Origin of the sequence: Streptomyces sp. CA-146814 (assembly GCF_050942385.1) — a bacterium.
Taxonomy (GTDB): domain Bacteria; phylum Actinomycetota; class Actinomycetes; order Streptomycetales; family Streptomycetaceae; genus Streptomyces.
Genome location: NZ_CP192068.1, coordinates 6,211,489 through 6,235,242, shown reverse-complemented (window position 1 = coordinate 6,235,242; position 23,754 = coordinate 6,211,489). Strand labels below are relative to the sequence as shown.

Annotated in this window: 22 protein-coding genes; 13 read left to right on the top strand and 9 right to left on the bottom strand. The window is 71.9% G+C overall.

The window, feature by feature from the left end; genetic code table 11:
* Nucleotides 1-144: 144 nt before the first annotated feature.
* The 3 genes from dapF to miaA all read right to left on the bottom strand — a co-directional run bounded on the left by dapF (nucleotide 145) and on the right by miaA (nucleotide 2,593).
* The gene (gene dapF / locus ACQP09_RS27975; protein WP_433404459.1) at nucleotides 145-1,017 is read right to left on the bottom strand and encodes a diaminopimelate epimerase; all 873 of its coding nucleotides are present in this window, start codon (nucleotides 1,015-1,017) and stop codon (nucleotides 145-147) included.
* A gap of 89 nt (nucleotides 1,018-1,106) precedes the next feature.
* Entirely contained in the window at nucleotides 1,107-1,547 is a 441-nt protein-coding gene (locus tag ACQP09_RS27970; protein ID WP_433406785.1) for a hypothetical protein, read from the bottom strand.
* 107 nt (nucleotides 1,548-1,654) lie between these two features.
* Complete coding sequence (miaA, locus tag ACQP09_RS27965) at nucleotides 1,655-2,593, bottom strand: tRNA (adenosine(37)-N6)-dimethylallyltransferase MiaA (RefSeq protein ID WP_433404457.1); 939 nt, start codon at nucleotides 2,591-2,593, stop codon at nucleotides 1,655-1,657.
* A 171-nt stretch (nucleotides 2,594-2,764) separates the two neighbouring features.
* Between miaA and ACQP09_RS27960 the strand changes: the two genes are divergently transcribed.
* A complete protein-coding gene (locus tag ACQP09_RS27960; RefSeq protein WP_433404455.1) occupies nucleotides 2,765-3,094 on the top strand; it encodes an antitoxin in 330 nt (109 codons plus the stop codon).
* Between the two features lie 76 nt (nucleotides 3,095-3,170).
* Here ACQP09_RS27960 and ACQP09_RS27955 read toward each other — a convergent pair whose 3' ends face one another.
* Nucleotides 3,171-3,875: a class III extradiol dioxygenase subunit B-like domain-containing protein gene (locus ACQP09_RS27955; protein WP_433404452.1), complete on the bottom strand. Its 705-nt coding sequence runs from the start codon at nucleotides 3,873-3,875 to the stop codon at nucleotides 3,171-3,173.
* 117 nt (nucleotides 3,876-3,992) lie between these two features.
* A complete protein-coding gene (gene miaB, locus ACQP09_RS27950; protein ID WP_432151673.1) occupies nucleotides 3,993-5,516 on the bottom strand; it encodes a tRNA (N6-isopentenyl adenosine(37)-C2)-methylthiotransferase MiaB in 1,524 nt (507 codons plus the stop codon).
* An 89-nt stretch (nucleotides 5,517-5,605) separates the two neighbouring features.
* Here miaB and ACQP09_RS27945 point away from each other — a divergent pair, with 89 nt between their 5' ends.
* Nucleotides 5,606-6,604 (top strand): TAXI family TRAP transporter solute-binding subunit, encoded by a 999-nt coding sequence (locus ACQP09_RS27945; RefSeq protein WP_433404449.1) that lies wholly within the window; start codon nucleotides 5,606-5,608, stop codon nucleotides 6,602-6,604.
* Nucleotides 6,605-6,630: 26 nt separating this feature from the next.
* On the opposite strand, the gene ACQP09_RS27940 is transcribed toward ACQP09_RS27945, so the two are convergent.
* Nucleotides 6,631-8,028 (bottom strand): ATP-binding protein, encoded by a 1,398-nt coding sequence (locus tag ACQP09_RS27940; RefSeq protein ID WP_433404447.1) that lies wholly within the window; start codon nucleotides 8,026-8,028, stop codon nucleotides 6,631-6,633.
* Between the two features lie 18 nt (nucleotides 8,029-8,046).
* Nucleotides 8,047-8,739 carry a response regulator transcription factor gene (locus ACQP09_RS27935; RefSeq protein ID WP_381136672.1) on the bottom strand — a complete coding sequence of 231 codons (693 nt, stop codon included), beginning with the start codon at nucleotides 8,737-8,739 and terminating at the stop codon, nucleotides 8,047-8,049.
* 360 nt (nucleotides 8,740-9,099) lie between these two features.
* Between ACQP09_RS27935 and ACQP09_RS27930 the strand changes: the two genes are divergently transcribed.
* The 9 genes from ACQP09_RS27930 (at nucleotide 9,100) to ACQP09_RS27890 (ending at nucleotide 16,604) form a co-directional block, all read left to right on the top strand.
* Entirely contained in the window at nucleotides 9,100-9,885 is a 786-nt protein-coding gene (locus tag ACQP09_RS27930; RefSeq protein ID WP_404069524.1) for an amino acid ABC transporter ATP-binding protein, read from the top strand.
* Between the two features lie 46 nt (nucleotides 9,886-9,931).
* Nucleotides 9,932-10,855 (top strand): glutamate ABC transporter substrate-binding protein, encoded by a 924-nt coding sequence (locus ACQP09_RS27925; RefSeq protein WP_433404442.1) that lies wholly within the window; start codon nucleotides 9,932-9,934, stop codon nucleotides 10,853-10,855.
* Nucleotides 10,856-10,999: 144 nt separating this feature from the next.
* Nucleotides 11,000-11,647 carry an amino acid ABC transporter permease gene (locus tag ACQP09_RS27920; protein ID WP_317817031.1) on the top strand — a complete coding sequence of 216 codons (648 nt, stop codon included), beginning with the start codon at nucleotides 11,000-11,002 and terminating at the stop codon, nucleotides 11,645-11,647.
* Nucleotides 11,644-12,588 carry an amino acid ABC transporter permease gene (locus tag ACQP09_RS27915; protein WP_433404437.1) on the top strand — a complete coding sequence of 315 codons (945 nt, stop codon included), beginning with the start codon at nucleotides 11,644-11,646 and terminating at the stop codon, nucleotides 12,586-12,588. Before ACQP09_RS27920 ends, ACQP09_RS27915 begins: the two co-directional genes overlap by 4 nt.
* Before the next feature lie 166 nt (nucleotides 12,589-12,754).
* A complete protein-coding gene (locus ACQP09_RS27910) occupies nucleotides 12,755-14,464 on the top strand; it encodes an FAD-dependent monooxygenase (protein ID WP_433404435.1) in 1,710 nt (569 codons plus the stop codon).
* A 5-nt stretch (nucleotides 14,465-14,469) separates the two neighbouring features.
* A complete protein-coding gene (locus ACQP09_RS27905; protein ID WP_432151666.1) occupies nucleotides 14,470-14,583 on the top strand; it encodes a putative leader peptide in 114 nt (37 codons plus the stop codon).
* 73 nt (nucleotides 14,584-14,656) lie between these two features.
* A complete protein-coding gene (locus ACQP09_RS27900) occupies nucleotides 14,657-15,268 on the top strand; it encodes a cysteine dioxygenase (RefSeq protein ID WP_433404432.1) in 612 nt (203 codons plus the stop codon).
* A gap of 47 nt (nucleotides 15,269-15,315) precedes the next feature.
* A complete protein-coding gene (locus ACQP09_RS27895) occupies nucleotides 15,316-15,759 on the top strand; it encodes a rhodanese-like domain-containing protein (protein WP_433404430.1) in 444 nt (147 codons plus the stop codon).
* Nucleotides 15,760-15,947: 188 nt separating this feature from the next.
* Entirely contained in the window at nucleotides 15,948-16,604 is a 657-nt protein-coding gene (locus tag ACQP09_RS27890) for a DUF6197 family protein (RefSeq protein ID WP_433404428.1), read from the top strand.
* 61 nt (nucleotides 16,605-16,665) lie between these two features.
* On the opposite strand, the gene recX is transcribed toward ACQP09_RS27890, so the two are convergent.
* Both recX and recA read right to left on the bottom strand, forming a co-directional pair.
* The gene (gene recX, locus ACQP09_RS27885; RefSeq protein WP_433404425.1) at nucleotides 16,666-17,445 is read right to left on the bottom strand and encodes a recombination regulator RecX; all 780 of its coding nucleotides are present in this window, start codon (nucleotides 17,443-17,445) and stop codon (nucleotides 16,666-16,668) included.
* Between the two features lie 3 nt (nucleotides 17,446-17,448).
* Entirely contained in the window at nucleotides 17,449-18,579 is a 1,131-nt protein-coding gene (gene recA, locus ACQP09_RS27880; RefSeq protein WP_433404423.1) for a recombinase RecA, read from the bottom strand.
* 472 nt (nucleotides 18,580-19,051) lie between these two features.
* Between recA and ACQP09_RS27875 the strand changes: the two genes are divergently transcribed.
* Together ACQP09_RS27875 and ACQP09_RS27870 are read left to right on the top strand one after the other, a co-directional pair.
* Nucleotides 19,052-20,644 carry a S8 family peptidase gene (locus ACQP09_RS27875; protein WP_432151661.1) on the top strand — a complete coding sequence of 531 codons (1,593 nt, stop codon included), beginning with the start codon at nucleotides 19,052-19,054 and terminating at the stop codon, nucleotides 20,642-20,644.
* 242 nt (nucleotides 20,645-20,886) lie between these two features.
* Nucleotides 20,887-23,742, top strand: a complete 2,856-nt coding sequence (locus tag ACQP09_RS27870) for an ATP-binding protein (RefSeq protein ID WP_433404420.1) — start codon at nucleotides 20,887-20,889, stop codon at nucleotides 23,740-23,742.
* The last annotated feature ends 12 nt before the right edge of the window (nucleotides 23,743-23,754 follow it).

Here is a 23,754-nt window from a genome sequence, read left to right as displayed (position 1 = left end):
GCTTCTCCGGGCCGGTGCTTGATGCTATCGACCCCACCACGTGGCGCAGTCCGGCTCTCGCCCAGCGTGAAACGGATCACCCATTCGAGCGAAGCCCGGACCGATCACCGTTTCGAGCCGGGGGCGCCGAGCGGCGCTTGCCGGTCAGCCGGTGGCCGTTTCCAGCCAGGCCGGGTCGATGGTGCCCTCGGCGACGATCACGGCCGGGCCGGTCATGTCGACCGAACCGTCCGGGTGCTCGGTGATGGTCAGCGTGCCGCCGGGGAGGTCTACCCGGTACGTCGCGGGGAGGCCGGTCACCGCGGGGTCCGTGCCGTCCCGGCGGGCGGCGGCGACGGCAACCGCGCAGGCGCCGGTGCCGCAGGAGCGGGTCTCGCCGGAACCGCGCTCGTGGACGCGCATGGCAACGTGGCGCGGGCCCCGGTCGACGACGAACTCGACGTTGACGCCGTCCGGGTAGACCGCGGCGGGGCTCACCGGAGGAGCGGAGAGCAGGTCGCCGGCGTGGGCCAGGTCCTCGACGAAGGCGACGGCGTGCGGGTTGCCCATGTTGACGTTGCGGGAGGGCCAGCTGCGCTCCCCGACGGCGACCGTGGCGCTCTCCTCGGGGAGGAGGGCACGGCCCATGGAGACGGTGATGTCGCCGTCCTTGGCGAGGTGCACCTGCTTGACGCCGCCCCGGGTGGCGACGGCGATGCCGCCCTGCTCGACGAGGCCGGCGCGCTGGAGGTAGTGCGCGAAGACGCGCACCCCGTTGCCGCACATCTCGGCGGTCGAGCCGTCCCCGTTGCGGTAGTCCATGAACCACTCGGCCTCGGCGGCCATGTCCCGGGCCTCGGGATGGGCGGCGGAGCGGACCACGTGGAGCACACCGTCGGCCCCGATACCGGCCCGGCGGTCGCAGATCCGGGCGACGACGGAGGCGGGCAGCGCGAGGGCGTTGTCCGGGTCGGGGACGATCACGAAGTCGTTCTCGGTGCCGTGACCCTTGAGGAAGGTGATCTGCGAAGTGCTCACAGGGCAACTGTACGAGCCACCGCTGACAGTCGGCGAGACCGGACCCGCCGGGCCTCCTCCGAGGAGGCCCCGGGCCGCTGCCGAGGACGTCAGCGCAGGCGGGCCACGCGCCAGACGGCGAGGGCGACCAGTCCGGCACCCGTGGCGACGTACAGCGCGATCACACGCCAGTCGATGCGGTCGCCGGAGCCCCTGGCGGGCAGGCCGGGCCAGGTGTGGCCGACGCGGCGGGCCGCCATCATGCCCCAGCCGGCCGCACAGCAGCTGATCAGGAGCCCCAGCATGGCGACCACGGCACCGCCGTCACCGAACTCGAAGGCGAGCGGGAAGGCGAACATCAGGGAGCCGACGGCGGCCAGCGTGATGATGGGTGCGAGCTGCCAGATCCGCAGTCTGCGGGCGGGCCGCAGCTCGACCTCGACCTCCGGGGCCACGTCCTGCTCGTCGGGCCCGTCGGGACTCAGCCGCCCCGCGATCTCCCGCGGCGGCGGTACGTCGTGCTGCTCCGTGTCGCGAGGGCCGGCCTCCATCGCCACGCGCCCTCCCTACTCGGACTCCACTGGTGGATCGATGCTCGATGATGGCACGATCACGGGTGCCGAATTGACGGCCTGAGCGTCCCGATGCCATCACGTGATCAGGCTGTGACCGCTCGTTCGATCAACGTCAGCGCCCGGTGCGGGAGTTCTTCCCGGTCAGCCTGTCCGCCGCCGAGCCAGTGGACGCGCGGGTCGCGGCGGAACCAGGAGTCCTGCCGGCGCGCGAAGCGCTTGGTGGCGCGCACGGTCTCGGCCCGCGCCTCGTCCTCGGTGCACTCCCCGGCGAGCGCCGCGAGGATCTGCTGGTAGCCGAGGGCTCGGGAGGCGGTGAGCCCGTCGCGCAGTCCGGACGCCTCCAGGGCACGCACCTCGTCCACGAGGCCCGCCTCCCACATCCGGTCGACGCGCACGGTGATGCGTTCGTCGAGTTCGGGGCGCTCGACGTCGACGCCGAGCTGCACGGCGTCGTAGACCGGTTCGTCGCCCGGGAGGTTGGCGGTGAAGGGCTTGCCGGTGATCTCGATGACTTCGAGGGCGCGGACGACACGGCGGCCGTTGCTCGCGAGGATGGACCGGGCGGCGTCGGGGTCGGCGGCGGCGAGCCGCTGGTGCAGGAAGCCGGAGCCGCGCTCGGCCAGCTCCGCTTCGAGCCGGCCGCGCACCTCGGGGTCCGTACCGGGGAACTCCAGGGCGTCGATGGCGCCCTTCACGTACAGCCCGGAGCCGCCCACGAGGATCGGTGTACGGCCTTCGGCGAGCAGCCGGTCGATCTCCAGCCGGGCCAGGCGCTGGTACTCGGCGACGCTGGCGGCCTCGGTGACGTCCCAGATGTCCAGCAGGTGGTGCGGGACGCCCGCGCGCTCGGCGGGTGTCATCTTCGCCGTACCGATGTCCATGCCCCGGTAGAGCTGCATGGAGTCGGCGTTGACCACCTCGCCGCCGAGTTCCCGGGCGAGGAAGACCCCCAGATCGGATTTTCCGGCCGCGGTGGGGCCGACGACGGTGATGACACGGGGGGCTGAAGCGGGACGGTTCACCGGGACAGTCTCCCAAATCCCCGGGGGTCTCCCGCCACACCGCCGAAAGCGTGGAAGGGCATCAGGGAAACGCTAAAGGGCGAGTAAAATCGGCAGGAAGGGACAGGTGACGGACAATGGGAGAGGGAGAACGCTCCCGCAGACCGTCCTCACTGCACGGAAGGTGACCCAATGGGGTTCCTGGACAACCTGAAGGCCAAGCTGGGCCCGGCCAAGGAGAAGGTCGGCGACCTCGCGCAGCAGCACGGGGGCAAGATCGAGCAGGGCCTCGACAAGGCCGCGCGCACGGTCGACCAGAAGACCAAGGGCAAGTACAGCGACAAGATCGACACGGGTACGCGCAAGGCCAAGGAGGCCGTGGACAAGCTGGGCCAGAAGGACGGCGGCACCCCCGGCGGGCACGGCACGCCCGGTACGCCTGGCACCCCCGGTGCTCCCGGTACGCCCGGCGCCCCCGGCACTCCTGGCACGACCCCGCCTCCTCCGCCGCCCGCCCACTGAGCAGGCGGCTGCAAGGCCACCGACGGCGGCACCGGAGAGCTCCGGTGCCGCCGTCGCTGCGTTCGGGTCGTTCGGGTCAGGACCAGGCGGCGACGGTGTAGCCGACCCCGTAGGGCGCGTCCTCGTACAGCAGCCGGCCCGCGAGGCCCGCTCCCCGTGCGGCACCGCTGAGCAGCTGCCAGGGCGCCCGGCCGGCCGCCTTGAGTTCGTACGCGAGTGTCTCGTCCAGCGCGTCGAGTGCGGCGAGGTCCGCGGAGCCCAGCGCCTCGGTCGCCCGGGCGTCGAAGGCCTCGGCCCGCTCGTCCAGGTAGCCGGGCGCCTTGAGCGTGCGGCAGGCGCTGCCGTCGCCCATCACCAGGAGCGCGACGCGTTCGGCGCGGGCGGCCAGCTCCTGTCCGGTCCGGGCGCACGCGGCGGCGGGGCTGCGCCCGTCGACCGCGAGCCCTTCGACCGGTGCGCCGGTCCAGCGGGCCCGGTCCAGGAGCCAGGCGCCGACGGCGAGCGAGTCCGCGAGCGCCGGTTCCTGTGCGGCCGGGTCCGGCGCGCCGAGGGTGACGTCCAGGGCGACGCCGAAGCCGCGGAAGGAGCCGTGTCCGCCCGCCGGGTACGCCCGGCCGTTCCCCGGCCCGACGACCACGAGCAGGTCGGGACGGGAGGCGGCGAGCACTCCCACCGCGTCGAGGCACGCGGCCCGCGCGGTGTCGAGTTCGGGCGCGGCCCCGGCGGCGACCTCGGGCACCAGGAGCGGCGGACAGGGGCACACGGCGGCGGCGACAAGCATGCCGGTCAGGGTACTTGCCGGGCCGCGGAAAGCCTCGTACGGACCTGGGCGCCGACCCTCTCGTACGGGCCGGGACGCCGACCCCTCGTACGGACCGGTCCCCCGGAACCGGAGCCGTCAGCCGATCCCGCAGGCCGGGGCCGCGGCGGCCGGGAGCGGGTCCGGAGCGCCGATGGACGGCAGGCCGAGCATCACTCCGGCCGGCTTGGCGGCGGCCGCCGTGGTGCGCTTCTCCCAGGCGTCGCCCGCGCGGGTGGCCCGTACGGCGAGCGGGGTGCCCTCGGCGAGCAGGTGGTGCGGGGCGGCGTAGGTGATCTCGACGGTCACCACGTCGCCGGGGCGCACGTCCTGGTCGGGCTTGGTGAAGTGGACGAGGCGGTTGTCGGGGGCGCGGCCGGAGAGGCGGTGGGTGGCGCCGTCCTTGCGGCCCTCGCCCTCGGCGACCATGACCTCCAGGGTGCGGCCGACCTGTTTCTTGTTCTCGTCCCAGGAGATCTGCTCCTGGAGGGCGGACAGGCGCATGTACCGCTCCTGCACGACCTCCTTGGGGATCTGGCCGTCCATGTCGGCTGCCGGGGTCCCGGGGCGCTTGGAGTACTGGAAGGTGAACGCGTTGGCGAAACGGGCCTCGCGGACCGCGTGCATCGTCTGCTCGAAGTCCTCCTCGGTCTCGCCGGGGAAGCCCACGATGATGTCGGTGGAGATGGCGGCGTCCGGCATCGCGGCGCGCACCTTCTCGATGATGCCGAGGAAGCGCTCCTGACGGTAGGAGCGACGCATCGCCTTCAGTACGCGGTCGGAACCGGACTGCATCGGCATGTGGAGCTGCGGCATCACGTTGGGCGTCTCGGCCATGGCGGCGATGACGTCGTCGGTGAAGTCGCGCGGGTGCGGCGAGGTGAAGCGGACGCGCTCCAGGCCCTCGATCGTCCCGCAGGCGCGCAGCAGCTTGGAGAAGGCCTCGCGGTCGCCGATGTCGGAGCCGTACGCGTTGACGTTCTGGCCGAGCAGGGTGATCTCGGACACGCCCTCGGCGACCAGGGCCTCGATCTCGGCCAGGATGTCGCCGGTGCGGCGGTCCTTCTCCTTGCCGCGCAGGGCCGGGACGATGCAGAAGGTGCAGGTGTTGTTGCAGCCGACGGAGATGGAGACCCATGCGGCGTAGGCGGACTCGCGGCGGGTGGGGAGCGTGGAGGGGAAGGCCTCCAGGGATTCGGCGATCTCGATCTGCGCCTCCTCCTGGATGCGGGCGCGCTCCAGCAGTACGGGCAGCTTGCCGATGTTGTGCGTACCGAAGACGACGTCCACCCAGGGGGCGCGCTTGACGATGGTGTCGCGGTCCTTCTGGGCGAGGCAGCCGCCGACGGCGATCTGCATCCCGGGGCGCTTGGTCTTCATCGGGGCGAGCCGGCCGAGGTTGCCGTAGAGCTTGTTGTCGGCGTTCTCGCGCACCGCGCAGGTGTTGAAGACGACGACGTCCGCGTCGCCGTCGGCGCCTTCCGGAGCGCGTACGTAACCGGCGTCCTCCAGGAGGCCCGACAGCCGTTCGGAGTCGTGGACGTTCATCTGGCACCCGTAGGTGCGCACCTCGTAGCTCTTCTGGACGTCCACTGCTTCTTCGCTCCGGTTGCCGCTGCTCATGTGACCAGGGTAGGCGGTGGCCGGGCGCGCCTTCGTCCCTGCCCGGCCGGGCCTGGTCACAGGGGCGGTGAGCTGGCAGGATCGCCCGCATGCTCCACGCTCTGTCCCGATTCGGCCGACGCCGCACCCTGCAGACGGGCGCCGTGCTCGCGGTCGTGCTCGGGCTGCTCGCGTGGTGGCTGCTGCCGCTGGGCGAACGGACCCCCAGTGGGTCGCTGACCTTCTCCACGGGGGTGCCGAGCGGTGTCTACCAGCGGTACGGAGAACGGCTGGAAGGCGCCCTTGCCAAGGACATGCCCGAGGTGTCGATAAAGCTCCTCACCAGTGAGGGCTCCCAGCAGAATCTCGCACGGGTGGCCACAGGAGAGGCGGACTTCACCATCGCCACCGCCGACGCCGTGGCCACCTATGTACGCGACGGAAGGCCCGGCGCCCATCTGCTGCGCGGCTGTGTGCGGCTCTACGACGACTACGTCCAGCTGATCGTCCCGCGCGACTCCGACATCGGCAGCGTCGCGGATCTGCGCGGCAAGCGGGTCGGCGTCGGCCAGGAGGGCTCCGGTGTGCGGCTGGTCGCGGACCGGCTGCTGAGCGCGGCGGGCGTCCATCCGAAGCGGGACGTGACGGCGGTGTCGGCGGGCATCAACACCATGCCGGACCGGCTGGTCGCCGGTGACCTCGACGCCTTCTTCTGGTCCGGCGGGCTCCCGACGGGGGCCGTGCAGGAGCTCTCGCAGCGGTTCGCGATCAAGCTGGTGCCGCTGGACGAGGCCCTGGTCAAGGAGTTGCAGTCGAACGGCGGCTCCGCCCGCTACTACCGCTCGGCCACGATCCCGGCCGACGCCTACCGCTTCGCGCAGCGCGGCACGTCGGTCGCCACGGTCGCCGTCGCCAATCTGCTCATCACCACGGACCGCACGGATCCGGCCATGACCGAGGCCTTCACCCGTACCGTGATCAACAGCCGGGACGGGATCGGCCGCGAGGTGCACGCGGCCCAGCTGGTGGATCTGCGGACGGCGATCTACACGGACCCGCTGGAGGTCCACGACGGCGCCAAGCGCTACTACCGATCGGTCAAGCCCTGAGCCGCCTCCGCCGGTAGGCGTGGGCCTCAGGGCGCATGTGGCAGTTCGCGCGGCACGGAGACGGTGACCCGCAGTCCGTGCGGCTCATGGCTCTCGTACGTGATCGAGCCGCCGCCCGCCGCGAGCAGTACGCGGGAGATGGAGAGGCCGAGCCCCGACCCGTTCACGTTCTGGTGGCGGGGGGAGCGCCAGAAGCGGTCGCCGACGCGCTCCAGCTCCTGCTCGGTGAGGCCGGGGCCCCGGTCGGCGACCACGACGGTGGTCGCGGTGGTTCCCGGGGTGACCGTGACCCGTACGTCCTCTCCGGCCGGCGTGAACTTCAGCGCGTTGTCGATGACCGCGTCCAGCGCGCTGGAGAGCGCCACCGGGTCGGCCCAGGCGGTGGCGGCCGGGGCGCCGTCCTGGACGAGGCGCACGCCCTTCTCGTCCGCCATCGGGCGCCAGGAGGCGACGCGCTCGGCGGTGAGCGGGACGATGTCGGTCAGCTGGAGGTCCGCCTCGGCGTGTTCGGCCAGCGCCAGGTCGAGCAGATCGTCCAGGACCCGGGCCAGCCGCTTGCCCTCGGTACGTACGGCGGCGATCTCCTCGTTGCCGTCGGGCAGTTCCAGGGCGAGGAGCTCGATACGCAGGAGCAACGCGGCGAGCGGGTTGCGCAGCTGGTGCGAGGCGTCGGCGACGAAGGCGCGCTGCTGCTCCAGTACGTCCTCCACGTTGTCGGCCATCTCGTTGAAGGACCGGGCCAGCCGCCTCAGCTCCGGCGGTCCGCCCGAGGCGGCGACCCGGGAGCGCATGCGGCCGACGGCGATGTCGTGGGTGGCCGCGTCCAGGACCCGGACCGGCAGCAGCACCCAGCCGGTGAGCCGAACGGCGGCGCCGACCGCGACCAGCATGGCCAGGGCCTCGCCGAGGGCGATGAGCAGCCAGGTCCGCAGGATCCGGGAGCGCATCTCGTCGGTGGGCGAGTCGATGACGACCACGGCGACCACGTCGCCGTCGCGCACGACGGGCGAGGCGACGACGACCCGGCCGTCCTGCCAGGGCCAGACCTGCGGAGGGTCGTGCGAACGGCGGCCGAGCAGCGCCTCGTTGAAGGCGGTGCGCCCCTCTCCTTCTGCGGGCAGCATCCAGCCCTCGGGGGCCTTCGCGAGGGCCAGGTCGTTGCGGTAGAAGACGCCGGCCCGGATCCCGTACACCGAGGCGTAGACCTCCAGGTCGGTGGCGAGCGTCAGCCGGCGCTCGTCGTAGGCCGGGACGGTGTCGGTGATCGGCTGGGCGAGGGCGGCGAACCGGGCGGTGTCGTCGATCCGGTCGATGACCAGGCGCTGCTGCTCGGCGGCGGCCACGCTCACCGCGAGCGGGAAGCCGAGGGTGAGCAGGACGGCCGCCATGAGGGTGATGAGCAGCGGAAGGAGACGGGTGCGCACCGGGGACGTACCGGCCGGTTACGCGGACGGCGCGACGAGCCGGTAGCCGACGCCCCGCACGGTCTCGATGAGGGCGGGCAGGCGCAGCTTGGAGCGGAGCGAGGCCACGTGCACCTCCAGGGTGCGCCCGGTCCCCTCCCAGCTGGTGCGCCAGACCTCGCTGATGATCTGCTCACGGCGGAAGACGACGCCGGGCCGCTGCGCGAGGAGGGCCAGCAGGTCGAACTCCTTGCGGGTGAGCTGGACTTCGGTGCCGTCGATGCTGACGCGGCGGGTGGGCAGCTCGATCGCGACGGGGCCGAGGCGCAGAGCGGCGACGGGCGTCGGTGCGGTGTCCTCGCCGCTGGTGGTGCGCCGGGCGACCGCGTGGATACGGGCGAGCAGCTCACCGGTGTCGTACGGCTTGGTGACGTAGTCGTCGGCGCCGAGGTTGAGTCCGTGGATGCGCGAGCGCACGTCGGCACGGGCGGTCACCATGATCACCGGGGTGGCGGTGCGCTTGCGGATCTTGCCGCAGACCTCGTAGCCGTCCTGGTCGGGCAGGCCGAGGTCGAGCAGGATGACGCCGAAGGGCTCCTTCTCCGCGGGCAGCAGCGCGCGCAGGGCCTCCTCGCCGTTGCGGGCGTGCACGACCTGGAACCCGTGCCGGGCGAGCACGGCGGACAGGGCCGCCGCGACATGATCGTCGTCCTCGACGAGCAGCAGTCTCATGGCCCTCCTCTCCGTCTCGCCGGGTCTTCTTGTCTCGCCGGCTCTTCTTGTCTCGCCGGGTCTTCCGTCTCGCTGAGTCTTCGGCTCTGGCCGAAACATTCCGTTCAGCGGTGCTTCACGTTCATTTGCCGCACAGGGCATCCACTCCGATGACGGGTATGCCAGTCAAGGGGTTGCCGGTTACAGCAGGGTTTCCGTTATGCACCCGGTACGCCCGGGAGCCGCGCGTAGCGTCCCCTTCACGCGGAGTGTCCGGTTGCCGCCGGATCGTTATGCTCAATTTCCGCTCAGATGTAATGACGCTGGTCGCACCGCGTCATTAGTGTCCTTGGAACCCGAGGAGGACGGAGCAAGAAGCCGATGAGCGGAGTTTCAGTGACCAAGGCCGCCGAGGAAGCCGCGCCCGCGGGCGACGACCTTGTCGTACTGAGCGACGTCAACAAGCACTTCGGCGCGCTGCATGTGCTCCAGGACATCGACCTGACCATCGCCCGTGGCGAGGTCGTGGTCGTCATCGGGCCCTCCGGGTCCGGGAAGTCCACGCTGTGCCGCACGATCAACCGCTTGGAGACGATCGATTCGGGTGCGATCTCGATCGACGGCAAGCCCCTGCCCCAGGAGGGCAAGGAGCTGGCGCGGCTGCGCGCCGACGTGGGCATGGTCTTCCAGTCGTTCAATCTCTTCGCGCACAAGACGGTGCTGGAGAACGTCATGCTGGGCCAGATCAAGGTCCGCAAGGCCGACAAGAAGGCCGCCGAGGAGAAGGCCCGGACCCTGCTCGACCGGGTCGGCGTCGGTGTGCAGGCGGACAAGTACCCGGCACAGCTCTCCGGTGGCCAGCAGCAACGCGTCGCGATCGCGCGGGCGTTGGCGATGGACCCGAAGGTCATGCTCTTCGACGAGCCCACGTCGGCTCTCGACCCGGAGATGATCAACGAGGTCCTCGAAGTCATGCAGCAGCTGGCCCGGGACGGGATGACGATGATCGTCGTCACCCACGAGATGGGCTTTGCCCGTTCGGCCGCCAACCGCGTGGTGTTCATGGCCGACGGAAAGATCGTCGAAGAGGCGACCCCCGAGCAGTTCTTCAGCAACCCGCGCAGCGACCGGGCCAAGGACTTCCTGTCGAAGATCCTTCACCACTGACGACCGTCGACCGACGACAACGACCTACGGCATAAGGAAAACTCACATGAAGCTCCGCAAGTCGGCCGCCGTCGCGGCCATCGCCGTCCTCGCCCTGACCGCGACCGCGTGTGGTGGCAAGGAGGGCTCCGCCGGTGACAAACCGGGCGGCACCCAGCCCGGTTCCTCCGAGGCTCCCAAGCTGCCCACGTACGAGGTCGCCAAGGACGTCGCGCTGAACTCGCCGGTCTTCAAGAAGGCCAAGCAGCGCGGCAAGCTGATCATCGGCGCCAAGGCCGACCAGCCCTTCCTCGGCTTCGAGGACCAGTCGACCAAGGAGCGCTCCGGCTTCGACATCGAGCTCGCCCGGATGATCGCGGCGGACCTCGGCTTCTCGGAGGAGCAGATCGAGTGGAAGACGGTCGACTCCGGCGTCCGTGAGACGGCCATCTCCAAGAGCCAGGTCGACTACTACGTCGGCACGTACACGATCAACGACGAGCGCAAGAAGCAGGTCGGCTTCGCCGGTCCGTACTACAAGGCCGGCGCCGACCTCCTGGTCCGCAAGGACGACGACTCCATCACCGGCAAGGAGTCGGTGAAGGGCAAGAAGGTCTGCTCGATCGTCGGTTCCACGCCGCTCCAGGAGATCAAGAAGCCGGAGTACGGCGCGAGCGTCGTCGAGCTGGCCAAGTACTCCGACTGCGTGCAGCAGCTGCTGACCAAGCAGGTCGACGCCGTCACCACGGACGACTCGATCCTCAAGGGTTACGCCGCCGCCAACTCCGGCAAGCTCAAGGTCGTCGGCAAGCCGTTCACCGACGAGCCCTACGGCGTCGGCCTGAACAAGGACGACAAGGTCCTGCGCGACGCGATCAGCGACTCGCTGGAGAACCGCGTCAAGGACGGCACGTACAAGAAGATCTACGAGGCCACGCTGGGCCTGTCCGGCTCGGACTACGTCGAGCCGCCGGCCCTCGAGCGCTACTGACGCCGTTCCCCGGCCGACGCCCCGTCACTCATGAACGTGTGACCCAGGCGTCCCGTACGCCGCCGCCGCTCCCGTGGGGCACGGCGGCGTACGGGGCGCCCCTTCCCCTGCCCTGATGCCGCTGCCCGCCGACGCGGAGACCTCATGAACGTACTGCTCGACAATTTCCCAGAGTTCCGCGACGGCTTCATAGGAACCGTGTCGATCACCGCCGTCAGCTCGGTTATCGCCCTGGTCCTCGGTGTCGTCATCGCCGGGTTCCGGGTCTCGCCGGTGCCACCGCTGCGGTTCTTCGGCACCGCCTGGGTGACGCTGATGCGCAACACGCCGCTGACGCTGCTCTTCCTGATCTTCTTCTTCGTCGTCCCGGAGATCCTCTTCCCAGGGATGAGCCCCTTCGTGCTCGGCTCGCTGGCGCTCGGCTTCTACACCTCCTCGTTCGTCTGCGAGGCGGTCCGCTCCGGTATCAACACCGTGCCGCTGGGCCAGGCCGAGGCCGCGCGCTCGATCGGCATGACGTTCTCCCAGACCCTGAGCATCGTGGTGCTCCCGCAGGCGACGCGTACCGTCATCCCGCCGCTGAGCAGCATCTTCATCGCACTCACCAAGAACTCCGCGATCGCCGGTGCCTTCAGCGTCGCCGAGCTCTTCGGCTGGCAGAAGCTGATGAGCGACAAGGGTTACGACATCGTCCCCGTCTTCATCTGGGTGGCCCTCGGCTACCTGGTGGTCACGTTTACCATCAGCGGCCTCTTCCGGCTGCTGGAGCGTCGCATGGAGGTCGCCCGATGAGCGCCAGCGTTCTCTACGACGCCCCGGGCCCCAAGGCTCTCGTCCGCAACCGGATCTACGCCGTCGTCGGCACCCTCGCCATCGCGGCCCTGATCGCCGTCAGCCTGATGCGCCTCGCCGACAAGGGCCACCTGGCTCCGGCGATGTGGGACATCTTCAACTACGCGGGCATCCGGCAGAACATCGCCGACGCCCTCGTCGCCACCCTCAAGGCTTTCGGCCTGGCGGCGGTCGGCTCGCTCGTCCTCGGCGTACTGCTCGCGGTGGGCCGCCTCTCCGACCACAAGCCGGTCCGCTGGGCGGCGACCACCTTCATCGAGCTGTTCCGCTCACTCCCGCTGCTGATCACGATCTACGCCATCTGGGTCGGCTTCCTCACCGACCACTCGATGTGGGCGCTGGCGGCGGGCCTGTCCGTCTACAACGGCTGCGTCCAGGCCGAGGTGCTGCGCGCCGGCGTCAACGCCGTCCCGCGGGGCCAGAGCGAGGCCGCGTACGCGCTCGGCATGCGCAAGACGCAGGTCATGGTCACCGTGCTGATGCCGCAGGCCGTCCGGTCGATGCTGCCGACGATCATCAGCCAGCTCGTGGTGACCCTCAAGGACACCTCGCTCGGCTTCATCATCCTGTACCCGGAGCTGCTCCAGACCGCGCGTCTGATCGCCTCCAACACGCAGGTGAACGGCCAGTACCCGTACGTCTCGACGATCGCCGTCATCGGCACGATCTACATCGTGCTCTGTCTGCTGCTCTCGTCGCTGGCGACCTGGATCGAGAAGCGCGGCCGCCGCGCCAAGACCGGCATCGCGGTGGCGCCGGCCGTCCAGGCCCCCGGAACCATCGACGCGACGGCCGGCACGTTCGGCCCGGATGCGGGGGGCGCAGGGGGCGCGGGCACCGGTATCGACGGTGCCGGTGGGGCCGGAGTGTCGAAGGACTGACCCTCACCGGTCTCTCCCGGCGGAAGCATTCGAGGCAGCGGCGCACGCGTCGCTGCCTCGGTCACTTGACGCAAGCACCCCCAATGGGTTGCATACGTTCTGTGATCACGCACCCGGCTACCTCTGCCGCATTTCGCACGACCGTACGGGTCGGAGGGCACGCACCGTGGACCCGGTGATCGTCGTCGGCGCCGGACCCGTCGGTCTGACGCTGTCGCTGGCCCTCGCCGCCCAAGGTGTCCCATGCGTGCTCCTGGACGAGGGATCGGGTGCGGAGGAAGTACGTCTCGCCCGCACGGTCGTGCTGCGTGAGGACACCGCCGACCTGGTGGAGCGGGTCGGCGCCGCCGACCTGGAGAAGGACGGACTGCGGTGGAGCGGGTGGCGCTCGATGCGCCGGAAGCAGCTGATCCGGGACGTACCGCTGGGCACCGACGACGGTGGTACGGAGGAGTCTCCGCCGCCCTCCCCTCTGCACATCCCGCAGCACGCGCTGGCCTCCGCCCTGCGCACGGCCGTCGAGGCGGCGCCGCTGGTGAACCTGGTGGAGCTCAGCCGCCTCGACACCCTGGAGCAGGACCGCGACGGCGTCACCGTGCACACCAAGGGGCCCGGTTCGACCTGGTGGCGCGGCAGCTATCTGGTCGGCTGCGACGGCGCCCGGTCCACCGTACGCAAGCTCCTGGACATCAGGTTCCCCGGTCGTACGGCGGTGGAGCGGCACGCCGTCGCCGCGCTCCGGGCCGAACTGCCCTGGCCCGGTGAGGCCGTGCTGCACCGGCAGCCGCCGTGGCGCAACGGAGGCGCCGAGGTCTGCGCGCGGCCGCTGCCGGGCGGGGTCTGGCGGCTGGACTGGCTGCTGCCGCCGCGCGGCGAACTGGTGACCCCGGACGCCCTGATCGCCCGGATCCGGGACACCCTGGCCGGCTGGTGCGGCGAGACCCCGCCGTACGAGCTGCTCGACACCGGCGTCCACACGCTCCACCACCGCCTCGCCCGGCGCTGGCGGGTGCGGCGGGCCTTCCTGGCGGGCGACGCGGCGCACCTGCTGGGCGCGCTCGGGACGCAGGGGCTGGACGAGGGGATCCGCGACGCCGAGAACCTGGCCTGGAAGCTCGCCCACGCCTGGCACCACGGCGGCGCCGACCCGCTGCTCGACAGCTATCAGGCCGAACGCCGGGCCGCCGTGGCCGCCCGGCTGCGCGCCGCCGACCAGTCCCTGCCGATACTGCGGGGCGGCGGCGGGCTGCGGACGCTGGTCCCGGGCGCGGTCCGGGGCCACGACACGCTGCTCGCCGACGGCCACCTGGGCCGTGGAGCCCTCGGTGCGCCCCCTTCGTACTCGCACTCCCCCCTTGCACCGCCGCACGCCGAGGCGCACACCGCGGTGGGTACGCCCCCCGGTGCGCCGGTCGCCGATGTACGGGTGACGGCACCGGACGGGACCGCCGTACGGCTGCGCGAACGGCTCGGGCAGGGCCACCCGCTGGTGATCCTGGTGGCGCCCGGCACCGGAGTCTGGGACCGGCGGCACTGGCTGACCGCCGGGATCATGCCGCGCCTGGTGGAGGCCGTGGAGGCGCTGCCGTCCGCGGCGGAGCTGCTGGTCACGGAGAGCTATCCGGGCGCGTCGGCGCACACCGTCCTGCTGGTGCGGCCCGACGGGCACCTGGTGGCCGCCTTCGCCGGCGTACGGCCTGCGGAGCTGTTCGCGGCGGCGCGGGCGGCGCTGGGCGGGTCGCCGGGGGCGTCGGGCCGTTCCGGTTCCCCTGAGGACGGCGAGGACGGCGAGGACGGCGAGGAGGAGCCGCAGGCGGCGCGCGCTCCGGGGCCTCGCGAGCGGGTTCACGCCGATCGGACCGCCAGGATCAATTGACCGTCATGGGCGCGCGTGGTGTACTCCAGATCATGACCGACACCGATGTGCGCCTGTGGCGGAGGGTCCATATGGACCTGCTCCGTTACGCGGGCTGCGTGTGTCGCCCGTCCTGCTGAATCGCCTTCCCCTGCCGGTCCGTGCCGCTCTCCGCACGGCCGGGATCTCACGCGAACTCTCAGGACGGTCCCTGTGTCTTCCCCTTCCTCCGCCGTGCCCACGGCCGCCGCCTCCCTACCCTCTCCCGCCACCGCGGTGGCTTCCGCTCCCGCTGTCTCCGCGCGGGTCGGCTCGGCCCGTGCCGCCTCCTCGGGGCCCACGGTCGCTGAGCTGCTCGACTTCGTACGCCGCACCGCCGAGGACACGGCGCTCATCTCCTCCCTCCCGCTGGATCCGGAGGGCCGCACCTGGGTGCGGCTCGACGGGCCCGGCGGCAGCGAGGCGTGGCTGATCGGCTGGCCGCCGGGGACCGGGACGGGCTGGCACGACCACGCCGACTCGGTCGGCGCCTTCACCACCGCGTCCGGCACCCTCAAGGAGCACTCGCTCGCCGTGCGGCTGCCCACCGACGGCTGGAAGACCCTGGAGCTGAACGAAGGGGTGGACCGGTCACGGGAGCTGGCGGCCGGTCAGGGCCGGGCCTTCGGGCAGAACCACGTGCACGAGGTCCTCAACGAGTCCGACAGCGTGCACGCCGTATCCATCCACGCGTACTATCCGCCGCTGCCACGGATCCGCCGGTTCAGCCGGACCGGTGCCGTGCTGCGGCTGGAGCAGACCGAGAGCCCGGAGGACTGGCAGTGAGCGGCGGCGACAAGGGCGGGGCGGAGCGCGTGGACGCTGGGGAACGGGTGGACGCTGGGGAACAGGTGGTCTCCACGGAACGGGTGGCCTCCGGGGAACAGGTCGGCATCGACGAGCTGCTGGAGCGGGTCCGGGCCGGTTACGAGCGGATCGGCCCGCACGAGGCTGCCGCGGCGGCGACGGACGGGGCGCTGCTGGTGGACATCCGGTACGCGGCGCTCCTGGAGCGGGACGGGCTCATCCCCGGCGCGCTGGTCGTGGAGCGCAACGAACTGGAGTGGCGGCTCGACCCGCAGGGCAGCCACCGCGCCGCCGAGGCGGTGAGCCACGACCTCCCGGTGGTCGTCATCTGCAACGAGGGGTACGCGTCCAGCCTCGCGGTGGCGTCACTGCGGCAGCTCGGGCTGCACCGGACCACCGACCTGATCGGCGGCTTCCAGGCCTGGCGCGCGGCGGGCCTTCCGGTGTCGCCGGGCACCGACGGCGGCTGATGCAGGGCTGGTGAGGGGGCGGCCACGGGCGTGACGTGGCCGCCCCCTCCCTCATTCCTGCCCATGGCGCATTTCTGAGCGGGACACTGAGCGGGACACACCCGAACGCCACACTCCGGTAGAGCGATCGCCGTAAGCGACCGACATTCACCTCATACAGAGGCGAAATGTACGGAGATGACGCACTTATGGCGATTCCCGCTCTCACCCCCGACCAGCTCGACGCCCAAGCCTCCCAGCTGTACGACACACAGGCGTGGCAGAGGATCGTCTCGGGGTGGGAGCACACCGCCCCCGAGCCCGTGGCGTCCCCGCCGGACCGTACGGAACCGGCCCACACGCAGCCCCCGGCGGAGGCAGCGGGCGATCCTTCCGACTGGCGGAGCCTGCTGTCCGTCCCCGTCGACCGGCTCATCGCGGACACGCTGCGGGCACTGCCGGCGGCGCCTCCGGCCGAGCGCCCCCTCCCCGGCCGGCTGGGTGCGGTCCTGCCCGATCGTGTCCACGCCTGGCGACGGGTCGGCCAGACCGATCTGAGGCCCTCCGTCCACCTCGGCCACGCCCGGCAGATCCTCGCCGAGTGGGGCTGGCAGAACACCCCGTACCGCCTGCGCAACGCCCGTGGGGCCCGCTGTGTGTGTGGCGCGCTGCTCACCGCGCACCGACTCGGCTACGGCTCCGCTGCCACCGTGGACCGGGCCGGCGCCTGGCTGATCACCGAGCTCCGCTCCCAGGGCTGGCCCGGCCTGATCGGCCCGTGGAACCGCGCACCGGGCCGCACCGCCGCGGACGCGCTGGCCCTGATCGACGCGGCCGCCCGCCGCGCGGCGGCAGCCGGACACTGACCACCTACGGCCCCGGCACGACGACAGATCCTGACGACAGATCCTGTCCCGCCCCGCCCCCTCAGAACGGCTCGTCCAGACCCTCCGTGTCCTCGCCCTCCTCCTCCAGCGCCTGGCGCACCACCCGCAGGGCCATGCCCTCCCCGTACCCCTTGCGGGCGAGCATGCCCGCGAGGCGGCGCAGTCGTTTGTCGCGGTCCAGGCCACGGGTGGAGCGGAGCTTGCGGGCCACCAGCTCCCGGGCCGTCTCCTCCTCCTGGTCCGCGTCGAGCTGCCCGACCGCCTCGTCGATCACCGACGGCTCGACGCCCTTCGTGCGCAGCTCGCGGACGAGGGCGCGGCGGGCGAGGCCCCGGCCGTGGTGCCGGGACTCCACCCACGCCCCGGCGAAGGCCGCGTCGTCGATCAGCCCGACGTCCTCGAAGCGTGCGAGGACCTCCTCGGCCGCCTCGTCCGGGATCTCCCGCTTGCGCAGGGCGTCCGCGAGCTGCTTGCGCGTGCGCGGCGTCCCGGTGAGCAGGCGCAGACAGATGTTGCGCGCCTTCTCGACCGGATCGCGCGGCTCCCCCTTGTCCCGCCGGTCACGCGGCTCCCCCTGCTCGGCCCTCGACGAGGAGGGGGAACCGCTGCTTCTGGTGGTGGAGCGGGCACGGCGGCCCGCCCCTTCGCCGAACCCGCCGCCCGCGTCCGCTCCCCCGCGTGAGCGGCGCCCGGACCGCGCCCCGCGACCGGTCCCCGGCTCGTAGGCGGACCCGTCGGTGGGCCCGTCGACGAATTCGGGGCCGTCGGGGCCGCCTCCGGGCTCCGCAGGGCTGCCCGGCCACTCCGTACGACGTGTCACGGCCTAGCTCTTGGCCGCCGCGGTCTTGGCCGGCTTCGCCTTGGTGGCCGCAGCGGTCACCGGCTTCGCCGCACCGTCCGCCGCCGCTCCCGTGGTCGCGGCTCCTTCCGCTGCCGACTCGGCGGACTCGGCCTCCGGCCGGACCCCGACACCCAGCTTCTCCAGGATCTTCTTCTCGATCTCGTTGGCGAGGTCGGGGTTGTCCTTGAGGAAGTTGCGGGCGTTCTCCTTGCCCTGGCCGAGCTGGTCGCCCTCGTACGTGTACCAGGCACCGGCCTTGCGGACGAAGCCGTGCTCCACGCCCATGTCGATCAGCCCGCCCTCGCGGCTGATGCCCTGGCCGTAGAGGATGTCGAACTCAGCCTGCTTGAAGGGCGGCGCGACCTTGTTCTTGACGACCTTGACGCGGGTGCGGTTGCCGACGGCGTCGGTGCCGTCCTTGAGCGTCTCGATCCGGCGGATGTCGAGGCGCACCGAGGCGTAGAACTTCAGCGCCCGTCCACCGGTCGTGGTCTCCGGCGAGCCGAACATCACGCCGATCTTCTCGCGGAGCTGGTTGATGAAGATCGCCGTGGTCTTGGACTGGTTGAGCGCACTGGTGATCTTGCGGAGGGCCTGGCTCATCAGACGGGCCTGGAGACCCACGTGCGAGTCACCCATCTCGCCCTCGATCTCCGCACGGGGCACCAGGGCCGCGACGGAGTCGATGACGATCAGGTCCAGCGCGCCGGAGCGGACCAGCATGTCGACGATCTCGAGAGCCTGCTCACCGTTGTCCGGCTGGGACAGGATGAGGCTGTCGATGTCGACGCCGAGCTTCTTGGCGTACTCCGGGTCCAGCGCGTGCTCGGCGTCGATGAACGCCACCGAGCCGCCGAGCTTCTGCGCGTTCGCCACGGCGTGCAGCGTCAGCGTCGTCTTACCGGAGGACTCCGGTCCGTACACCTCCACCACGCGGCCGCGCGGCAGGCCGCCGACGCCGAGCGCGACGTCGAGGGCGGTCGATCCCGTGGGGATGACCTCGATGGGCTCGTTGGGCCGCTCGCCGAGGCGCATCACCGCGCCCTTGCCGAACTGTCGTTCAATCTGTGCGAGTGCGGCGTCCAGCGCCTTCTCGCGGTCGGTTCCTGCCATGGGTTCCACCCGATTTGCTTGAGTCGATCGCTTCACGTCAAAGACGCTAACCCCTGCCACTGACAATGGGCCTCGACGTCCTCCCGGCCTGTGGACAACTCCACGGTCGGGCCCGGAAAAACCCGGCCGAAATCCATGAGAATGGATGTTCGATTTCGGTGTCAAGCGCACCACGCGGGGCCGGGCGGTCGGACAGGCGGGGCCCGGCCGGGCCGGAACGCTGCCGGAACGGTTGGGTACACCTACGCATTGTTCGACCTGCCCCCAGGGCTCGATTCTTCCTGAGGCGGCGGTGGCTCCGCCCCTCGTACATCTGCCGGCCCCCCAAGATCGGCATCCGCCGTACGAGGTCGACGTCGCAATCGTCCGGAGCCTCCGCCGCGCCCCTTCCTTCGCCCGTGCCCGGTGTTCGCCGTGCGCGGGCCCAGCCGGGACCGGAGCCGGTCCCGGCCAACCCCTCAGGAGGAATCGCATGGTGTCTCAAGCTGCGGTGTGGCGTGTCGCCGCTGCCGCGTGTGCGGTCGGCGCACTGATCGCCGGTGCCGGTACGGCCGGGGCGGCACCCACGCCCCCGCCCACCGAAGGGCGCATCCTGGGCGCCGACCGGGCCGGCGCGGTGAAGGGTTCGTACATCGTCACCTTCAAGGACTCGGTGGCACGAGCCGACGTCGACAAGGTGGCGAGATCCCTCACCGGTCGGCACGGCGGCAAGATCGGCCACACCTACACCGCCGCCCTGCGCGGCTTCTCCGTGAAGGTGGACGAGGAGCAGGCCCGGAAGCTGGCCGCCGACCCCTCGGTCGCCCGGGTGGAGGCCGACGGAGTCGCGTACGCCCTGGGTACCCAGAACGACCCGACCTGGGGCCTGGACCGCATCGACCAGCGTGACCTGCCGGGTGACCGGAAGTTCACGTACCCCAACACCGCCTCCGACGTGACGGCCTATGTGCTCGACACCGGGATACGCACCTCGCACCGGGAGTTCGGCGGCCGCGCGGCCAACGGCTACGACTTCATCGACAACGACGCCGTGGCCCAGGACTGCAACGGGCACGGCACCCATGTGGCGGGCACGGTCGGCGGTGCGACGTACGGCGTGGCCAAGGCCGTGAAGCTCGTGGGCGTCCGGGTCCTGAACTGCCAGGGCTCCTCCGGCTCCACCTGGGCCCCGGTGCTCGCCGGCATCGACTGGGTGACGAAGAACGCGGTCAAGCCGGCCGTCGCCAACATGAGCATCGGCGGCGGGCGCACCTCCTCGGTCGACGACGCGCTGGCCAAGTCGATCGCCTCCGGCGTCACCTATGTCGTCGCCGCGGGCAACGACGGTGCCAACGCCTGCAACACCTCGCCGGCGGCCGTGCCGAGCGCGGTGACGGTCGGCGCCACCGACAGCCGTGACGCGCGGTCGATCTGGCCGAGCGGCAAGTCCTCCAACCACGGCACCTGCCTGGACCTCTTCGGCCCCGGCTCCGACATCGTCTCCGCCTCCCACCTGAACGACACCGGCTCCCGCTCCGACGGCGGCACCTCCATGGCCTCCCCGCACGTGGCGGGTGCGGCGGCCCTCATCCTCTCCGCCAACCCGTCCTGGACGCCCAAGCAGGTCCACGACCGGCTGATCGCCGACGCCACACCGAACAAGGTCACCGACGCGAAGACCGGGTCGCCCAACCGTCTGCTGTACGTCCCGAACGACGGCGACACCACACCTCCGCCCACCGGCAGGACCTTCGAGAACACCACCGGCTACCCGATCCGCGACAACGCGACCGTCGAGTCCCCCATCACCGTGAGCGGCATCACGGGCAACGCGCCCGCGACGCTCTCCGTCACGGTCGACATCCGGCACACCTTCCGCGGTGACCTGCGGGTCGACCTCGTCGCGCCCGACGGCGGTGTCTTCCGGCTGAAGGACTACAACGCCAACGACAGCGCCGACGACGTACGCGGCACCTTCACCGTGAACGCCGCGTCCAAGCCCGCCAACGGGTCCTGGAAGCTGCGGGTGAGCGACAACTGGGTCAACGACACCGGCACGCTGAACTCCTGGTCGCTGAAGTTCTGATAGTCGCTCGAGTTCTGACCCGCACCCCTCGGTAACACCCCACCGGACCGCCGGCGATCCATGTCCCGAACCCTGCTGGATCCCGGCGAACCCGGCCGGTGAGACCTCTCCGCGAACCTCACCGGCCGGTCTGGGGGACGCCTGCGGCGTCCGCACATGCGCCGCAGGCGTCACTCCTCTTTCGCCCCACCGCCGCGAAGCGCCATCATGCGCAAGAGCTCCCGCGAGGCCGGAAGGAAGCCGTGAACGCCGACCCGCCGATCCCCCTGCCAGGTGCCCTCATCGGGCGTTCCGCGCTCCTGGACGGCCTCCGCCCGGAGCTCGGCCGGCGGCCGTCCGTCGTGGTGATCACCGGCGAGGCAGGCGTGGGAAAGAGCCGGCTGGTCCGCGAACTCCTCGACGGGACACCGCCGTCGGGAGCCCTGGTAGCCCGCTGCCAGGAATCGGACGCCCTTTTCCCGTACGCGCCCCTCCTGGAGACGCTGAGCCGCTGCCGCCCCCGCCCGGAAGACCTGCCACCGGTGACCGGAGCGCTGCGCGGACTGCTGCCCGACCTCGCCGCTCTCCTGCCGCCCGCTCTCCCGCCCCTGGACGATCCGCGCGCCGGACGGCACCGCGTTCTGCGGGCCCTGTGCGCGTTGACCGCATCCCTGGGGAGCGTGGTTCTGGCCGTGGAGGACGTCCAGTGGGCCGACGAAGGCACGGTCGCCTTCCTCCGTACGCTCGTCTCCGACCCGCCGCCGGAGCTGGGGCTCGTCCTCACCGCGCGCGGCCGGCCCCTTCCTCACACCGACGCGGCGGGAGGCGACGGGCTCCCTTTCCCGCTGCGCCCGCCGCCCCAGGTGGCGCTGGTGGAACGGCACCTGGCGCCGCTGTCGGCGGCGGAGACGGGTGTGATGGCCGCCGGGCTGCTCGGTGTACGGACGGTGCCTCAGGAGTTCGCCGACCGGCTGCACGGGTGGACGGGCGGCCTCCCTTACGTCATCGAGGAGGTGCTCCGGCGGTGGCCGGACTCCCCGACGCGCCCGGCCGGAACAACGCGGGTGCCTGAGCCTCCGCTGCCCGCCTCCGTGCGCCGTGCGGTCGTGGAGCGGCTGCGTCACCTTCCTCCGGACGCGCGGCGGGTGGCCGGCGCGGCAGCGGTTCTCGGCGACCCCGCGCCCCTGCATCTGCTGGGAGCGGTGGCAGGGCTGGGCGAGCGGGAGACCCGCAGTGCGCTCGCCGCAGCGCTCAAGGAAGACGTCGTACGGGCGGTGGACGGCTCCTATGTCTTCCCTTACGGCCTGGCGCGCAGAGCTGTGTACGAGGCGGTCGCCGAGCCGGAACGGCCCGTACTGCACCTGCGCGCGGCCCGCGCCCTCACCCGGCACGGCGGTCCTCTCCCGCTGGTGCGGGTCGCCGAGCACTACCGGTGCGCCGGCCTCTCCACCGAGGCGGTGCGCTTCCTGGAGGCGGCCGCGGACCGCGCCGCCCGGGGCGGGGACGCCGGTGGGGCCACGGACGGCTATCTCGACGCCTTGCGCGGCGGGCCATCGGCCGTCGTCCGCGACCGGATCGCCCTGAAGCTGGCCCGCGTCGCGCTGAACGCCCGGCCCGGCCCGCAGGTGCCCGCCGCCCTGCGGGAGGTGCTCGATCAGCGTTCCCTCGGTCCCGGGCCGAGCGGCGAGATCCGCCTGCTCCTGGGGCTGCTGCTGCGCAACCAGTCGGGTTCCGGTCTGGAGGCGCTGGAGGAGATAGCTCGGGCCGTTCCCGATCTCCTCGCCGTGTCGACGGGACAGGCCGCGCGGGCGCTGGCGATCATGGCGATCCCCTCGCTCAAGGGCTGGCCGCTCGGCGAGCACCGGCGGCTGCTGGCCGAGGCGGAGCGGCTGCTGCCGCGGGTCGGCGAGGAGGACCTGCGTTCGGCCGTGCTGGCCAACCGTGCGACCGCCCTGGCCCTGATGGGCGACCCGTCGGCGTGGGACGCGGTGGCCGATCTGCCCGGCACGCTCACCGGCGAGGCGGCGGCGCGGGTGCACGCCAATCTGGCGGGGGCCGCGACCGCTCTCGGCCATCCGGTGCGTGCCCGCGCCTTCCAGGCCCGGGCGTGGCAGGCCGTCCGGACGAACCACGCCCCGTACCTCGAAGCGTTCGTCGAGACCACGGACATACTCGCCGCCTTCACGGGCGGCCGGTGGGAAGGGCTGCTGGAGCGGGCCGAGCGCGCCGAGGAGCAGTACGGGGACGTGCCCGACTTCCACGCGGAGGCCCTGCTGGTCTGCGGGCTGCTACGCCTGCACACCAAGGGCCAGACCGATGTGGCGCGCCGCCTCCTGGAACGGGCCGTGCGCACCACCGCCCTGGACACCGGCATCGTGCTGACCTCCGCCGCGGCCGCCGTGGTGCGCGTCCATCTGGCCGCCGACCGCCCCGCGCAGGCCGTCCAGGCGGTGGAGGGGGCGCTGCACCACGTCCGCCGTACCGGTGCGTGGGTCTGGGCGAGCGCCCTCGCGCCGTCGGCCGTCCAGGCGCTGGTCCGGGACGGCCGGGCCGGTGAGGCGCACCTCCTCGTCGCGGAGCTGGCCGACGGCATCACCGGCCGGGACGCGCCGGCCGCCCGGGCCGCCCTGCTGACCTGCCGGGCGCTGCTCACCGCGGCGTCCGGCCTCCAGGCCGGGTCCGGCGGCTCCGACGGCCTGTACGCGGCCGCCACGGACGCCTGGACGGATCTGGAGCGGCCCTACGAGGCCGCGTACGTCCGGGAGGCCTGGGGGCTGCGGCTGTTGGCCGCCGGGGCGACGGGCGGCCGTACGGTGCTGCACGAGGCCATCGCCGCCTACCAGGACATCGACGCCGTATGGGATGTGCTGCGCTGTCAGCGCGGGCTGCGGGAACACGGCCAGGTCACCGTCCGCCGGCCCGGCGCGCTGGGGTACGGCGACCATCTCTCGCCCCGGGAGCGGGCGGTGGCCCGGCTGGCCTCGCTCGGCCTCTCGAACCGTGAGATCGCGCGCGAGCTGGTCCTCTCGCACCGGACGGTCGAGCACCATGTGGCGCGTGCCCTGCGGAAGCTGGGGGTGTCGTCCCGTACCGAGATCGGCTCGCAGCTCGGGCCCTGACGGAACACGTGC